The organism is Micromonospora sp. NPDC005305, from assembly GCF_040607315.1.
In the GTDB taxonomy this organism is placed as follows: domain Bacteria; phylum Actinomycetota; class Actinomycetes; order Mycobacteriales; family Micromonosporaceae; genus Micromonospora.
In genome coordinates this window covers 134088-148549 of the sequence record NZ_JBEXGL010000004.1, presented here as the reverse complement: position 1 = coordinate 148549, position 14462 = coordinate 134088, and the positions used below count along the sequence as shown (strand labels likewise).

14 protein-coding genes and 1 riboswitch are annotated in these 14462 nt (G+C 73.0%); of the genes, 9 read left to right on the top strand and 5 right to left on the bottom strand.

Annotation, left to right across the window (positions count from 1 at the left end; translation table 11 throughout):
* Positions 1-47 precede the first annotated feature (47 nt).
* A riboswitch (SAM riboswitch) is annotated at positions 48-168 on the bottom strand.
* 23 nt (positions 169-191) lie between these two features.
* Entirely contained in the window at positions 192-1676 is a 1485-nt protein-coding gene (locus tag ABZS80_RS08940) for a PrsW family intramembrane metalloprotease (RefSeq protein WP_355055194.1), read from the top strand.
* 20 nt (positions 1677-1696) lie between these two features.
* Here ABZS80_RS08940 and ABZS80_RS08935 read toward each other — a convergent pair whose 3' ends face one another.
* Positions 1697-1864: a hypothetical protein gene (locus tag ABZS80_RS08935; RefSeq protein ID WP_192579869.1), complete on the bottom strand. Its 168-nt coding sequence runs from the start codon at positions 1862-1864 to the stop codon at positions 1697-1699.
* 71 nt (positions 1865-1935) lie between these two features.
* The gene (locus ABZS80_RS08930) at positions 1936-2283 is read right to left on the bottom strand and encodes a co-chaperone GroES (protein ID WP_355055193.1); all 348 of its coding nucleotides are present in this window, start codon (positions 2281-2283) and stop codon (positions 1936-1938) included.
* Positions 2284-2454: 171 nt separating this feature from the next.
* Here ABZS80_RS08930 and ABZS80_RS08925 point away from each other — a divergent pair, with 171 nt between their 5' ends.
* Positions 2455-3720, top strand: coding sequence for an AI-2E family transporter (locus ABZS80_RS08925; protein ID WP_355055423.1), 1266 nt, complete (start codon positions 2455-2457; stop codon positions 3718-3720).
* Positions 3721-3773: 53 nt separating this feature from the next.
* Here ABZS80_RS08925 and ABZS80_RS08920 read toward each other — a convergent pair whose 3' ends face one another.
* The gene (locus ABZS80_RS08920) at positions 3774-5909 is read right to left on the bottom strand and encodes an ATP-dependent DNA helicase (protein ID WP_355055192.1); all 2136 of its coding nucleotides are present in this window, start codon (positions 5907-5909) and stop codon (positions 3774-3776) included.
* 125 nt (positions 5910-6034) lie between these two features.
* Here ABZS80_RS08920 and ABZS80_RS08915 point away from each other — a divergent pair, with 125 nt between their 5' ends.
* Positions 6035-6541 carry a DUF402 domain-containing protein gene (locus ABZS80_RS08915; RefSeq protein WP_151463380.1) on the top strand — a complete coding sequence of 169 codons (507 nt, stop codon included), beginning with the start codon at positions 6035-6037 and terminating at the stop codon, positions 6539-6541.
* 9 nt (positions 6542-6550) lie between these two features.
* On the opposite strand, the gene sigJ is transcribed toward ABZS80_RS08915, so the two are convergent.
* On the bottom strand, positions 6551-7501 hold the full coding sequence (sigJ, locus tag ABZS80_RS08910) for an RNA polymerase sigma factor SigJ (RefSeq protein WP_355055191.1): 951 nt from the start codon (positions 7499-7501) through the stop codon (positions 6551-6553).
* Between the two features lie 117 nt (positions 7502-7618).
* Here sigJ and ABZS80_RS08905 point away from each other — a divergent pair, with 117 nt between their 5' ends.
* The 3 genes from ABZS80_RS08905 (at position 7619) to ABZS80_RS08895 (ending at position 10364) form a co-directional block, all read left to right on the top strand.
* Positions 7619-8608, top strand: a complete 990-nt coding sequence (locus ABZS80_RS08905; RefSeq protein ID WP_355055190.1) for a PPK2 family polyphosphate kinase — start codon at positions 7619-7621, stop codon at positions 8606-8608.
* 120 nt (positions 8609-8728) lie between these two features.
* Positions 8729-9355, top strand: a complete 627-nt coding sequence (locus tag ABZS80_RS08900) for a DUF47 family protein (RefSeq protein WP_355055189.1) — start codon at positions 8729-8731, stop codon at positions 9353-9355.
* A gap of 4 nt (positions 9356-9359) precedes the next feature.
* Complete coding sequence (locus ABZS80_RS08895; protein ID WP_355055188.1) at positions 9360-10364, top strand: inorganic phosphate transporter; 1005 nt, start codon at positions 9360-9362, stop codon at positions 10362-10364.
* A 92-nt stretch (positions 10365-10456) separates the two neighbouring features.
* On the opposite strand, the gene ABZS80_RS08890 is transcribed toward ABZS80_RS08895, so the two are convergent.
* Complete coding sequence (locus ABZS80_RS08890; RefSeq protein WP_355055187.1) at positions 10457-11425, bottom strand: Gfo/Idh/MocA family oxidoreductase; 969 nt, start codon at positions 11423-11425, stop codon at positions 10457-10459.
* Between the two features lie 25 nt (positions 11426-11450).
* Here ABZS80_RS08890 and ABZS80_RS08885 point away from each other — a divergent pair, with 25 nt between their 5' ends.
* The 3 genes from ABZS80_RS08885 to ABZS80_RS08875 all read left to right on the top strand — a co-directional run bounded on the left by ABZS80_RS08885 (position 11451) and on the right by ABZS80_RS08875 (position 14335).
* A complete protein-coding gene (locus tag ABZS80_RS08885; RefSeq protein ID WP_355055186.1) occupies positions 11451-13133 on the top strand; it encodes a recombinase family protein in 1683 nt (560 codons plus the stop codon).
* 74 nt (positions 13134-13207) lie between these two features.
* Positions 13208-13930 carry a DUF2637 domain-containing protein gene (locus tag ABZS80_RS08880; protein WP_355055185.1) on the top strand — a complete coding sequence of 241 codons (723 nt, stop codon included), beginning with the start codon at positions 13208-13210 and terminating at the stop codon, positions 13928-13930.
* 66 nt (positions 13931-13996) lie between these two features.
* Positions 13997-14335: a hypothetical protein gene (locus ABZS80_RS08875; RefSeq protein ID WP_355055184.1), complete on the top strand. Its 339-nt coding sequence runs from the start codon at positions 13997-13999 to the stop codon at positions 14333-14335.
* Positions 14336-14462 lie beyond the last annotated feature (127 nt).

Genomic DNA, 14462 nt, shown 5'->3' with positions numbered 1-14462 from the left:
AGCCTCCCGGGTCCAGGGGGACCCCGGGTGGGTGGGCACCGGGACGGGGTCCGCGCTTGCCCAGCACGCGGTTCGGGCTGGGCCCGGTCATCACCCGGGGCACCCCACCGCGAACTCGACGAGGGTTGCCGGCCAGCAAGCCGGGGCTTGACGCTGGCGCTCGTGACCTGAACGGGAGCATAGCGGTCGCGATGCGACCGGACCAGTGGGTCGCGGGTGACTACGCTGACCGCATGGCCGTCACCCCGCCCGGCGGAGCCCTGCCGCCGCCGCCGACCGCGCCCGCCGTCCCGCCCGGGTCGCCGGCCCCCCGGATGCCGCTGCGCCGGCTCGGCTGGCGGCGGTTCCTGGCGCTGGCCGGGGTGGTGCTGCTCATCGCCGCCGGCGCGGTCTTCATGGTCTTCACGCTGGGCGAGAGTCTCGGCGCGGAGGCGCTGCTGGTCGGCGTGCTCGCGGCGATCCTGCCGGTGCCGGTGCTGGTCTCCTGCTTCCTCTGGCTCGACCGTTACGAGCCGGAGCCGCTGAAATATCTGATCTTCTGCTTCGCCTGGGGCGCGTTCGTCTCCACCGCCATCTCGCTGCTGGTCAACGAGACCGGTGCCCGGCTGTTCGACGACTGGGGGCTGCCCGCGGCGCTGACCGCCGTGCTGGTCGCCCCGTTCATCGAGGAGCTGACCAAGGCGGCCGGCCCGCTCCTGCTGTTGATCTTCCGGCGCCGGGAGTTCTCCGGGGTCACCGACGGCCTGGTCTACTGCGGGCTCTCCGCGGTCGGCTTCGCCATGGTGGAGAACATCCTCTACCTGGGCGGCTACGGCTACCGCACGGGCGTCGAGGAGTACGGCCCGGCGACCGGCGCGCGCCAGGTGATCGCCATCTTCATCGTGCGGATCCTGCTCTTCGGCTTCGCCCACCCGCTGTTCACCTCGATGACCGGTGTGGGGCTGGGCGTCGCCGCGCGCACCGCCGACCGGCGGGTGCGGTTCCTCGCCCCGATCGCCGGCCTGCTGCTGGCCATGATGCTGCACGGCACCTGGAACCTGCTGCCCTCGCTGGCCGCCGCCACCGGGCAGCCGCTGATCGCGCTCTACGGCTACATCGGCGTGATGGTGCCGATCTTCTTCGGGATGGTCGGGCTGGCCGTCTGGCTGCGCGCCTGGGAGGGGCGGCTCACCGAGCGCACCCTGCCGGACTACGTGCGGGCCGGCTGGCTCACCCCGCCGGAGGTGGCCGCGCTGGGCAGCCTGGGCCGGCGGCACGCCGCCCGCAGCTGGGCCCGGCGGGTGGCCGGTGACGGCGGGGTCAAGGCGATGCGCGGCTACCAGTTCGCCGCCACCCGGCTGGCCCTGCTGCGCGACGGGATGCGCCGAGGCCTGGACCGCAAGCCCGCCGAGCGGGACCGGACGGCACGGGAGGAGCGGGAGCTGCTCGACGCGATCGGGGCGTACCGGGCGTTCTTCGTGGGCCGGGACCCGCAGGCGCCGGTCGGGGTCTGGGACGGGCAGCGCTACCACCTGCGCTTCCCGGACGGGTCGCGGCGCCCGGTCGAGGCCCCGGATGAGCCCGTGGTGCCGATCCCGGTGGTGCTGGCCCCGCCGCCGCCCCCGGCCTTCCCGCCCGGCTACGGCCCGTCCGGCTGGCACGGCCACCGCTCCGCGGCCCCCTGGCCCCCGGCCTGATCCCGGAGCGAGGAGGGGGGTCAGGTCATCAGGCCGGTGAGGAAGTCGCCGAGGCCCTGCGCGATGGCCATGAGGGCCACCCCGATGCCCTTGAACAGCTGGGCCGCGCCGTCCGGCCGGAACGCCATGAAGTAGATCAGGAACGCGACGAATCCCCAGGTCAGGATCTTCTTCACGACGATCGGCATGGTCCCTCCCCAGGGCGCGGTCGTGCCTGGGGCTTCCCGCCGGGCAGCGCGGCAAACGGCGGGGGCCGCGCCTACAGGTAGAGGCCGGTCGAGCCGGTCGGCTCCTTGTCCACCCGCTCGGCCGCCACGGCGTGCACGTCCCGCTCGCGGAGCAGGACGTACGCCCGGCCGTGCAGCTCGACCTCGGAACGGTCGTCGGGGTCGAAGAGCACCCGGTCCCCGGAGACGATGGAGCGGACGTGCGGGCCGACGCCCACGGCGGTGGCCCAGGCCAACCGCTTGCCGACGGCCGCGGTGGCCGGGATCACGATGCCGGCGGTGGAACGGCGTTCCCCCTCGCCGTTCTCGGTGCGCACCAGCACGCGGTCGTGCAGCAGGCGGATCGGCAGGCCGGCGTCGAGGTTCTGGTCGGCGGTCACGCGAAGACGCTACCGCGTGCCCGCCGGTCGATTCCGCTGTGGTTGGGCGGGGCGACCGGGGGGCAATGTGTGGCGCAGTCGCCCTAGGGTGGGGCGGATGGACGTATCCTGTCCCCCCTGTGTCGTGGGCGGACCAGTTTGCGGGAGGTGCGCTTGAGTCGCTTCGAGCGGATGCGCGGACGGCTCCGCCGCGCATACGAGTCCGGCCGTGAGTCGGCGCGGGCCCGGCGGGCCGAAACGGCCGAGCGCGTGGCTTCGCCCTCCTCGCCCGGCCCGGTGGCGCCCCCGACGGCGACGGTGGTGGGCGCGGAGCCCCCGGCCCCCGTGCACTCCTCGACCACCAGCCAGGACGACGTGGAGGTGCCGCACGCGCTGCGGATCGCCGCGGCCTGGTGCTGGCGGCTCATCGTCGTCGGCATCGTCACCTGGTCCGTGCTGAAGATCGTCGGCACGATCCGCATCGTGATCATCCCGCTGGCGGTCGCGCTGCTGCTCTCCGCGCTGCTCGCCCCGGCGGTGGGCTGGCTGCTCCGGGCCCGCCTGCCCCGGTCGCTGGCCACCGGCGTGGTGCTGGTCGGCGGCCTGGTCGCGGTGATCGGCACGCTGACCCTCGTGGTGAACGAGTTCATCCAGGGCGTGCCGGAGCTGAGCGAGAAGTCGTCGCAGGGCGTCCGGCAGATCCAGAACTGGCTCAAGACCGGCCCGTTGCACCTCTCCGACGGCCAGCTCAACCGCTACATCGACGAGGCGCAGAGCTGGATCAACGACAACACGGAGAAGTTCACCAGCGGGGCGCTCAACACCGCGGCCACGCTTGCCGAGGTGCTCACCGGCACGGTCCTGGTGCTCTTCGCGACCTTCTTCTTCCTCCGGGACGGCAGCAGGATCTGGCGGTTCCTGGTCCGGCTGCTGCCGGTGAACGCCCGCTGGAAGGTGGACGACGCCGGCCGGGCCTCGTGGGGGACGCTCGGCGCCTACGTGCGGGCCACCGTGCTGGTCGCCTTCATCGACGCCGTGGGCATCGGCATCTTCCTCGTCATCTTCGACATCCCGTTCGCGTTCCCGCTGGCCGCGCTGGTCTTCCTGGGCGCGTTCATCCCGATCGTCGGCGCCTTCCTGTCCGGCGTGGTGGCCGTGCTGGTGGCGCTGGTCGACAGCGGCCCGGTGACCGCACTGATCATCCTGGGCGTGGTGATCGGTGTGCAGCAGGTCGAGGGGCACGTGCTCCAGCCGCTGATCATGGGCCGGGCGGTGGCCATCCACCCGCTCGCCGTGATCATCGGCATCGCCGCCGGGGTGGTGCTGGCCGGCATCGCGGGCGCGCTGGTCGCGGTGCCGCTGATCGCCGTGCTCAACACCGCGATCCGCCGCCTGGCCGCGCGGACCGTGCCGGACACCCCGCCGGACGCCGTGGTGGTCGCCTCCCAGGCCCCCTGACCGCACGCAGCCCTGGACGCCCGCGTCGCCCCTGCCCGGGGGAGGCGCGGGCGTCAGCTCTTTCCGAGCCGCTCCAGCGCGCCCCGGGCCACGTCCGGGCGGGTGGTGTACCAGAACGGGGGCAGTGAGCGGCGCAGGAACGAGCCGTAGCCCCGCGCGGTCTCCAGCCGGGAGTCGAGCACCGCCACCACACCCCGGTCGCCGGTGGCCCGGATGAGCCGGCCGACCCCCTGGGCCAGCCGGACAGCCGCGATCGGCACGCTCACCGCCGCGAAACCGGAGCCGCCGCCGGCGTCGACGGCCGCCGCCCGGGCCGCCGCGAGCGGCTCGTCGGGGCGGGGGAACGGCAGCCGGTCGATCACCACGAGCTGGCAGGCGTCGCCCGGCACGTCCACCCCCTGCCAGAGCGACATCACCCCGAACAGGCAGCTCTCCCGCTCCTCGCGGAACCGGCGGACCAGCAGCGGCAGCGCCTCCTCGCCCTGGAGCAGCACGGGCAGGTCGGTGCGCGCGCGGAGCAGCTCCGCCGCCTGCTGCGCGGCCCGCCGCGAGGAGAAGAGCCCGAGCGTACGCCCACCCAGCGCACCGACCAGCGCCAGCAGCTCCTCGCCGGCCGCCTCCGGCAGCCCGGACACGCTGGGCCGGGGCAGGTGCGCCGCGACGTACAGGATGCCCTGCCGGGCGTAGTCGAAGGGCGAGCCGACGTCGAGCGATGTCCAGCCGGGCCCCTCGGTGGCCGGGACCGTGCCGATCGCCGCCCTGCTGCCGTCGGTGCTCGCCACCGGGGGCGTGGTGCCGGCGCGGCCGGCGGCGGCCGCGGTGGCCAGCGCGGCGGCGGCCGGGGACGGCGGGGCGGGCGGCGGCGCGTCCAGCCCCAGCGCCCGGGCCACCGTGTCGAACCGGCCGCCCAGCGCCAGGGTGGCCGAGGTGGCGACCACGGTGCGCTCGTCGTAGAGGTGGGTGGCGAGGGTGCCGGCGACCGAGAGCGGCGCCACCACCAGCGCCCGGCGGCTGCCGTTCTCCGGCTTCTCCACCCAGGCCACGTCGTGGTCGGCCTCCTCCAGCAGCCGCTGGGCGGTTTTCGACAGCTCGTCCAGCACAGCCTTGGCCTGCTGCTTGCGCACCGGGTCCGGGTCGTCGGCCTTGACGTCGCCGATCGCCTCCAGCGCCGCCCGGGTGGCCGCGTCGAGCAGGGTGCACGCCTCGCGCAGCGCGGGCGGCAGGCCGGCGGTGAGCCGCCCGGCCGGCGCCTCGGCCAGCCCCACGGCCAGCGCGTCGCCGGCCTCGGTGAGGCGCTCGGCCACCTCCGGCCGGAGCAGCGGCCGGGCCCGGCGGGCGGACCGGTCGATGAGCTGGGGCTCCAGCTCGGCCTGCGCCGCCGAGGAGACCCGGTCGGCCAGCTCGTGCGCCTCGTCGACCACGAGCAGCTTGTGCGGCGGCACGATGTGCCGGCCGGCGATCATGTCGACGGCGAGCAGGCTGTGGTTGGTCACCACGATGTCGGCCTCGCGGGCGCGGGCCCGGGACGCCTCCGCGAAGCACTCCTGGCCGAACGGGCAGCGGGTGGCCCCCACGCACTCGCGGGCCGGCATCGAGATGCTCCGCCACACCTGGTCGTCCACGCCCGGGTCCAGCTCGTCCCGGTCGCCGGTGGCGGTCTTCTCCGCCCAGTCGCGCAGCCGCTGCATCTGCTTGCCGAGCCGGCCCGCCTCACCGAGCCACTTCCCGCCGGCGGGGCGCGGCGCGTCGAAGAGAGCGTCCTCCGGCTCCTCCTCGACCGAGCTGTCCAGCCGGGCCAGGCAGAGGTAGTGGTGCCGCCCCTTGAGCACGGCGAAGGTGGGGCGGCGGCCGAGCACCGGCTCGACCGCGTCGGCCAGCCGGGGCAGGTCGTGGTCGACCAGCTGGGACTGCAACGCCAGGGTGGCGGTGGAGACCACCACCGGGCCGTCCACGGTCAGCGCCGGGGCCAGGTAGGCCAACGACTTGCCGGTGCCGGTGCCGGCCTGCACCAGCAGGTGCTCGCCGGTGGCGACGCTGCGCTCGATCGCCTCGGCCATCTGCTGCTGGCCGGGCCGGGCCGCGCCGCCGGGGACCGCGCCGACCGCCGCGGCCAGCAGCTCGCCGCCGCCGGGCCGGCCGCCCCGGCGCTTCTTCGGAACGGGGCCGGTGGCGGTGCGGGGCGCGGTCACCGTGCGACCGTACCCGGCTGGGCCGACAGGGGGTGGGTCGCTCCGCCGCGTGGCGTGGCCGGGCAGGTCGCGTCCGGTTACCTGCCGATCGCGTCGCGTGGCCGGAATCGGTTAGGGTGCCAGTCATGCCGAGCGACGTGGTCCGCGTGATCTACCGCAAGTACGACGGCAGCGCACACCGCGACTACCCGGCCCGCCGCCTCGCCGAGGACGACCTCGGTGTCTGGCTCGGCGTCCCGGCCGGCACCGAGTCGGTCTACCACGGCCGGCCCTCCGTGGAGCGGATCCCGTTCGTCCTGCTGGTGCCCCGACAGGGCTGGTGGACCGGCATGTTCAACCCGCCCCCGCGCACCAGCGAGGTCTACTGCGACATCGCCACCCCGGCCCGCTGGGAGGGTGAGGAGACGGTCCACCTGGTCGATCTCGACCTGGACGTGGTGCGCCGGCGGGAGACCGGCCTGGTCGAGTTGCGCGACGAGGACGAGTTCGCCGAGCACCGGGCCCGCTGGGGTTACCCCGACGACGTGGTGGCCGAGGCCGAGGCCGCGGCCCGCTGGCTGCTCGGCGCGCTCGACGACGGCACCGAGCCGTTCGCCACCTCCTACCGGAAGTGGCTGGCCCTGGTGGTCTGAGCCGGGCCGTCAGAAGCGCGGCGGCCAGTCCTCGCCCCCGACGCCGCTCAGGTGGGCCACCTTCTCCGGGTTGAGCTGGTTGAACACGCCGGTGACCCGCCCCTCGTGCACGGCGAACGAGGTGACCATCCGCAGCGGCCGCCCGTCCCGGAACACCGTCTCCGCCTGCCAGCCCAGCGCGCCGTCGACCAGCACCGGCCGGGCGTGCACGTCGCCGTACCGCGCGGCCTGGCCGAAGAGGCCGAGGAGGAAGCGGCCGGCCAGCTCGGCGCCGACCACCGGCCGGCGGGCGGCCGGGAAGTGGCCGCCGCTGTCGCCGACCACCACCACGTCCGGCGCGAGCACCTCGACCAGCCGGTCCAGCTCGCCGGACTCGACCGCCGCCACGAACGCGGCGAGCACCTTGTACTGCTCGGCCAGGTCGGCGGTGTGCCGGGTGACATTCGGCGCCGTGACCGCGCGGCGACCCCGCGAGGCGAGCTGCCGGGCCGCCGCGGGGGTCGTGCCGAGCACCTCGGCGACCGTGGCGAACGGCACGGCGAAGACGTCGTGCAGCACGAACGCCACCCGCTGCTCGGGCGTCAGCCGCTCCAGCACCACCAGCAGGGCGGTGCCCAGCTGGTCGGCCCGGACCGCCCGCTCGGCCGGGTCGGGGGCGAAACCGTCCGCCGTCGGCGCCGCGCGCACCACCGGCTCCGGCAGCCACTGACCGGGGTACGCCTCGCGGCGCACCCGGGCGGACCGGAGCACGTCCAGGCAGATCCGGGAGCAGGTGGTGGTGAGCCAGCCCCGCAGGTCGCGGACCTGTTCGCGGGCGGCCGGGTCGGCGAGGGCGCCCTCGTAGCGCAGCCAGGTCTCCTGCACCGCGTCCTCGGCCTCGCTGCGGCTGCCCAGCATGCGCTGCGCCACCGCCAACAGATGCCCGCGTTCCGCCTCGAACTCCGCCGCCCGCTCGTGCACGTCGCGCTCCTCCCGCCCGGAGTCCCCATTCTCCCCGTACCTCTGGATGCGCCGCGGCCCGCCCGGTGTGACATCGCTCGGGAGGCGGGGACCGGCGGGCTGGGTGAGGATCGTGGGATGAGCGGTGGCGACGACGTGGTGCGGCCCGAGGGCGGGTCGATGCGGGAACTGCTCCGGGTCGGCCCGGGCCCGGTGGACCTGGCGGCGGTGGATCCCCGGTCGACCCCGGGGCTGCCCGCGGCGGCCGGGCACGGCAAGGGGCGCAAGCAGTGGGCGCGGGGGCAGGTCGAGCTGCTCGGCGCGGAACTCGGCCGGCAGCAGGAGATGCTGTTCGCGTCCGCGAAGAGCGCGGCCGGCCCGGACAGCGCGACCAGCGCACCCACCCAGGCCGGCGCCCATCTGGCCGGCGACCGGCCGCGTCGGGTGCTGCTGGTGCTCCAGGCCATGGACTGCGGTGGCAAGGACGGCACGGTCAAGCGGGTGGCCGGCGCCATGAACCCGCTCGGGCTGCACATCCGCTCGTTCGGGCCGCCAACCGAGGAGGAACGGCGGCACGACTTCCTGTGGCGGATCCGCCAGGCCCTGCCGCCCCCCGGCTACGTGGGTGTGTTCAACCGCTCGCACTACGAGGACGTGCTCATCGCCCGGGTGGAGGGCCTGGTCGACGAGGCCACCTGGCGGGGCCGCTACGACCTGATCAACGAATTCGAGGGGGAGCTGGCCGGCAACGGGGTGACCGTGGTGAAGGTCATGCTGCACATCTCGCACGCCGAGCAGGGTGAGCGGCTGATGGAGCGGCTCACCGACCCGACGAAACACTGGAAGTACAACCCCAGCGATCTGGACACCCGGGCCCGTTGGGGCGACTACCAGGCGGCGTACGCCGAGGCGATCGAGCGGTGCGGCCCGGACGCCGCGCCCTGGTTCGTGGTGCCGGCGGACCGGAAGTGGTACCGCGACTGGGCGGTGGCGCACCTGCTCCGGGAGACGTTCGACGGGTTGGATCTGGGGTATCCGCCTGCCGATTTCGACCTCGCGCGGGAGCGGGACCGGCTGCGGAGCGAGGGCGGGTCGGGGCAAGGTGAACAGCAGGTGAACGAGCGGTGAATCGGGCCTGACCAGGGGTGGGCCGACGGCTGCCCGGTTCCACGGGGTCCCTAGCATGCGCAGAGCAGGCGTCCTCCGGGGCGACGGCCACCCTTCCACCGACACGACGAGGTCCGTGCTGTGAAGTTTTCCTTCCGCCCCACCGAGGGCGCCTTCTACGAGCTCTTCACCAGGGCCGCGCAGAACCTGGTGAAGGGGACCGCGCTGCTCAACGAGCTGGGCCTGCCGGACGTCGAGATCCAGTCGGTGAGCGAGCGGCTCACCGACATCGAACACGACAGCGACCAGATCACCCACGAGCTGTACAAGAAGATCAACTCCACCTTCATCACCCCGTTCGACCGGGAGGACATCTACCGTCTGGGCTCGCTGCTCGACGACGTGATGGACCACCTGGAGGCGGTCGGCAACCTGCTCTACCTCTACGGCCTCACCAAGCTGCCCTCGCTGCCGCGCGAGATGCACGAGCTGGTGAACGTCCTCGACCAGCAGGCCAAGCTGACCGCCGAGGCGATGCCCCGGCTGAAGTCGATGAAGGATCTCGAGGACTACTGGATCGAGTGCAACCGCCTCGAGAACGACGGTGACCAGGCGTACCGGATGCTGCTGGTCCGCCTCTTCAGCGGTGAGTACGACGCGCTCACGGTGCTGAAGATGAAGGAGGTGGCCGACGAGCTGGAGGCCGCCTGCGACGCCTTCGAGCACGTCGCCAACACCGTCGAGACCATCGCGGTCAAGGAGTCCTGATCCCGTGACCCCCGAACTCATCGCCGTGCTGGCGGTGATCGCGGTCGCCATGGCGTTCGACTACACGAACGGCTTCCATGACGCGGCCAACGCGATCGCCACGAGCATCTCGACCCGGGCGCTGACCCCCCGGATCGCCCTCGCGCTGGCCGCCGTCGGCAACTTCGTCGGCGCGCATTTCGGCGCCGGGGTGGCCAAGACGGTCGGCGACGGCCTGGTCACCCTGCCGCCCGGGGTGGCCAGCCTGGGGGTGGTCTTCGCCGGCGTGCTCGGCGCGATCGCCTGGAACCTGATCACCTGGTACTTCGGCCTGCCGTCGTCCTCCTCGCACGCCCTCTTCGGCGGCCTGGTCGGGGCGACCCTCTTCGCCGCCGACGGCGTCGTGCAGTGGGGCAACATCGTCGAGAAGGTCCTCATCCCGATGGTGCTGTCGCCGGTGGTCGGCCTGATCCTCGGCTTCCTGGTGATGCTGGGCATCCTGTGGCTGTTCCGGAAGGGGCAGCCCGGCAAGCTCAACCGGGGCTTCCGCTGGGCGCAGACCGCCTCGGCCGCCGCCATGTCGGTCGGCCACGGCATGCAGGACGCCGCGAAGACCATGGGCATCATCGTGCTGGCCCTCTACACCGGCGGCTACCAGGACAACAAGACGCACATTCCGCAGTGGGTGTTCTGGACCTCGGCGGCCATGCTGGCGGCCGGCACCTACGCGGGCGGCTGGCGGATCATCCGGACCCTGGGTCGGAAGATCATCGACCTGGGCCCGGCGGAGGGCTTCGCGGCCGAGACCGTGGCCAGCGCCGTGCTCTACTTCAACGCCCTGGTGCTGAAGGCCCCCATCTCCACCACCCACACGATCACCTCGGCGATCATGGGTGTCGGCGCGACCAAGCGGCTCTCCGCGGTCCGCTGGAACGTGGCCGGCAACATCGTGATCGCCTGGATCATCACGTTCCCGGCCGCCGCGGCCATCGCCTGCCTGGCGTACCTGCTGGTCCGCCCGCTGTTCTGAGCCGTAAGGAAGGGCCCCCTATTAACGCTTCCGGTAGAGAAAGGGCCCCTTCTTAACAGCCCGCCCTGGGGTGTTAAGAAGGGGCCCTTTCCTCACGCGTAAGTGACGCCGATCCGGGCCTTGATGTCGTCCAGCAGGCCCATCACCTCCAGGGTGGCGGCGTGCGGCACCAGCGGGCTCTCGATCAGCCCCGACGCGAGGCAGCGCTGCACCTCGATCGCCTCGTACTGGTAGCCGCCGCCGGTCAGGTCGGCGGAGATGGTCTCCGGCTCGGCGCCGAGCCGGTGCAGCACCGCGGCATCGGGCCGGTAGAACGGCTCCGGCAGGTCGATCCGCCCGGTCGTGCCGGTGACGGCGGCGGTGATCGCGGTGGCGCCGACCATCCCGCAGCTCAGCGTCGCGACGGCCCCCGAGTCCCAGCCCAGGACAATGCCCGTGTTCTCGTCCACCTTCTCCGGGCCCAGCTGCGCCCAGGCGTGCACCTGCTGCGGCACGCCGAGCAGCAGGTGGGCCAGGCTCAGCGGGTAGACGCCGAGGTCGAGCAGGGCGCCACCACCCAGCGTGCGGGCCCGCATCCGGTGCTCCGGCGGGAACGGGCCGGCCACGCCGAAGTCCGCCCGGACGTGCGTCACCGGACCGATCGCGCCGTCCGCGATCAGCTCCAGCACCCGGAGGATCAGCGGGTTGGTGCGCATCCACATGGCCTCCATGAGGAAGAGGCCACGGGCGCGGGCCGTCTCGACCAGCTCCGTGGTGGTGGCCAGGTCGAGCGTGCAGGGCTTCTCCACCAGCACGGCCTTGCCGCCGGCCAGGCAGGTGAGGGCCGCCTCGTGGTGCGCGGCGTGCGGGGTGGCGACGTAGACGACGTCCACGTCCGGGTCCGCGGCCAGTTCCGCCCAGGAGGCGTACGCCCGGGGGATGCCGTGCCGCTTCGCGAACAGCTCGGCGCTCTCCCGGGTACGCGAGCCGACCGCCACCAGCTCGGCCCCCGGCACCAGCCGCAGGTCCTCGGCGAAGCGGGCGGCGATGGTTCCGGTGGCCAGGATTCCCCAACGTGTCATGCCACCGGGGGTATATTTCGCGACCATGTCACCCCTTCAAGTACGCGCCGCCGGCTACGTCCGGCAATCCAAGGCCCGCGAGAACAAGTCCGAGGCATCCCCCGCGACCCAGCGCGACGCCAATCGTGCCCGCGCCGAGCAGATGAAGGCGACCTGGGTCGGTAGCTACGAAGACCTCGGCATCTCCGCGTTCAGTGGGGCCGAGCGTCCCGGCTTTGAGCGACTGATCGCCGACTGCCGCGCCGGGCGTGTAAACACGATCATCGTCTACTACGTGAGCCGCTTCTCCCGTGCGGACCCCCTCGACGCGATCCCGGTCGTGACCGACCTCCTTAACCGAGGCGTCACGATCATCTCGGTCACCGAGGGCGAGTTCCGCAAGGGCAACCTTATGGATCTCATCCACCTGATCATGCGCCTGGACGCCGCGCACAGTGAGTCCAAGAACAAGAGCATTGCCGTCAAGGGCGCGAAGGACGCCGCCAAGGCCCTCGGCGGGTACACCTCGGGGAAGCCACCATACGGGTTCGCGCTGAGCCCCGAGACTCGCACGAACGCCGACGGGCGCCCGATCGCCGTGCAGATCCTCACCCGGCGCGACGACGAAGCCGCCGTGATTCGCGACATGGTCGCCCGAGTGCTCGACCCGGTCCGTCCGGCACCGCTGCTGGCAGTCACAAGGTGGCTCAACGAATCCGACGTGCCGACGCGAGGTGCCACGGTCGGCAAGGTAGACGCCGGTAGCCAGTGGTCGCCCCGGACCCTCGCGCGCATCCTGCGCGACCCACGCATCGCCGGGTTCGGCGCAGAGGTGGTCTACACCGTCCGCCCGGACGGCCGGAAGAGCACAGGAATCGCTGGCTACCGGATCATCCGCGACGAGGAGGGTAAGCCCGTCAAGGCGCACCCCGAGATCATCGACCCGGCGACCTGGTACGAGCTACAGGACCGGCTCGCAGGCCGCACGCCGCAGACTGCCCCCACCGCATCCCCCGCGCCGTCGCTGTTGTCATCGCTCGGAATCCTGCATTGCGGGTGCGGCGCACGGATGAAGTCGCACCGCCGGAACGACAGTCTCAGATGGTCTGCGTATCGGTGCACTCGGCCCGTTGGAGTGCGTCAGCCCGACCAGCACGCCGGAGACTGCACCGTCCAGCAGGACCTACTAGACGACTACGTCGCCCGGCGCATCTTCGCCCTGATCGCCACCGCCGACACCGCCGACGACCTCGACGTCCTGGAGACGATCGCCGAAGCTACGCGCCTCTTCGGCCTCGCCAGCGCCGACCCGGCGACCGCCGCCCAGCGTGGCGCGATCGCGGGCGAGCTGGACGACGCCGAGCGCAGCCTCGACACGCTGTACGACGACCGCAAGAAGGGCGGCTACTCGGGGACGATCGGCCAGCGCCGTTTCCTGGAGGAGGAGCGCGCCCTCGGCGGGCGGATCGAGACGCTAACCGCCCAGCTTGCCGCCATCGACGCCACCGCCTCGCCGACCCTCCCGATCGGGGAATGGCTCGGCGAGCCCGGCGAGGACCCGATCGGCCCCGGCTCGTGGTGGGACCGCGCCGCCCTGCCTGAACGGCGCGCCATGGTCGCTCTGTTCGTCCGCCGCATCACGGTCGCGAAAGCCCCCACGCTCGGACGCCGGACGCCGGTTGCGTCCCGCGTCTCGATCGCGTGGGTGCGCCCGACGGAAGAGAACTGACCCCCGAATAAGGCAGGCCCCGGCGAGCGATTGCAGCGCTGCCGAGGCCCTAACGGAACTCTGGAGGTTCCGCTATGTCCGAGCCTACCTACCGACCGACCCGCGCCGAGCGGGCCGAGTCTGTCGTCCTCGTGGCGATCCTGCTCGTCGTCGGCCTGGCCGCTGGCGCAGCGTCGTTTACACACGTCCACGACTGGACGATGACCAACAGCCCCGCCGGTACGCCGGATTGGTTCGGCTGGGCCAACGCGTGCATATCCGAGCTCGTCCCCGTGGCCGCGCTGCTGGACATCCGCCGACGTCGCCGCGCCGCCAAGCCGGCCGGCTACCCGCTGGCGCTTCTCGTCGTCGCCGCCGGTCTGTCGCTGGCCGCGCAATTGGCCGTCGCGAAGCCGGGCCTATCTGGCGGCATCCTGTCGGCCGTCCCGGCGCTGGCCTTTATGGCGTTGGTCAAGCTCGTCTTCTCGTCGTCGCCCGCCACCGTCGCCGACACCGCGACGCCCGAGCGTGTCGTCGCCCCGGTGGCCGACGTGACGCCCGCCCCGGTCGCCGACGTGCCCCCGGCCCCCGTCGCCGATCTGTCGTCCGCCCGTGTCGTCGCCCCGGTCGCCGCCGTGACACCGACCCGCCGCCCGTCGCGACTGTCGTCCGCCGACGTCATCCGCGACGCTGCCGCCGCGCCGGGCGCGACCCCGGCGAGCGTCGCCGCCGACCTCGGCGTCAGTGTCCGCACGGCGCAGCGACACTGGCCGCGCCAGTCTGTCGCGACGCCCGCTCTTGTCGTAGCCGCCGCCTAACGTCCGCCAGCGGGGCCGGTGTCCACCACGGCCGCCGGCCCCGTCCCGCCCAACCGAGGAGCCCCGATGCCCTGGAGACCGCAACCGGCCGAGCTTGTCTATGCCCCGCCCGCCTACCCGTCGCACGACTACACCGGCGTGGGCGAAATCTTCACGATCCGCTGCGTCGGCGAGGTCGTCGGCCACCTCACCAGGAAGGACTGGACCGCGATCGGCTGGCTTCCCCGGCCGGGCCTCAGCGAAGTGGCCGGAATCGTGCGCGAGATCGTGGAGGACATCCTCCGCGAGTTCGCCCGCGACGGCCGCCCGATGGTCGACGCCTGGGCCGAGGTCCTGAACAAGACCCAGCACGACCGGCCTGTGACCGGCCCGCTGGACGGGTTTAAACACCCCCTCGCCGACTGACCCGCACCGTCCCCGAGGCCGCCCCGGCACACCGCCGAGGGCGGCTTCGGCTCAATCCTCGTGTCGGGATTCCGACGCGTCTAGGCGCTCATCCCAGCGCCGAAGGCGCTCCCGGCCCTGCCCCTCC

Coding starts and splice junctions, on each gene's coding strand:
- ABZS80_RS08940 (WP_355055194.1), top strand. CDS start 192: ATGCGACCGGACCAGTGGGTCGCGGGTGACTACGCTGACCGCATGGCC.
- ABZS80_RS08935 (WP_192579869.1), bottom strand. CDS start 1,864: ATGCCGATCGTCGTGAAGAAGATCCTGACCTGGGGATTCGTCGCGTTC.
- ABZS80_RS08925 (WP_355055423.1), top strand. CDS start 2,455: ATGCGCGGACGGCTCCGCCGCGCATACGAGTCCGGCCGTGAGTCGGCG.
- ABZS80_RS08915 (WP_151463380.1), top strand. CDS start 6,035: ATGCCGAGCGACGTGGTCCGCGTGATCTACCGCAAGTACGACGGCAGC.
- ABZS80_RS08905 (WP_355055190.1), top strand. CDS start 7,619: ATGAGCGGTGGCGACGACGTGGTGCGGCCCGAGGGCGGGTCGATGCGG.
- ABZS80_RS08890 (WP_355055187.1), bottom strand. CDS start 11,425: ATGACACGTTGGGGAATCCTGGCCACCGGAACCATCGCCGCCCGCTTC.
- ABZS80_RS08885 (WP_355055186.1), top strand. CDS start 11,451: ATGTCACCCCTTCAAGTACGCGCCGCCGGCTACGTCCGGCAATCCAAG.
- ABZS80_RS08880 (WP_355055185.1), top strand. CDS start 13,208: ATGTCCGAGCCTACCTACCGACCGACCCGCGCCGAGCGGGCCGAGTCT.
- ABZS80_RS08875 (WP_355055184.1), top strand. CDS start 13,997: ATGCCCTGGAGACCGCAACCGGCCGAGCTTGTCTATGCCCCGCCCGCC.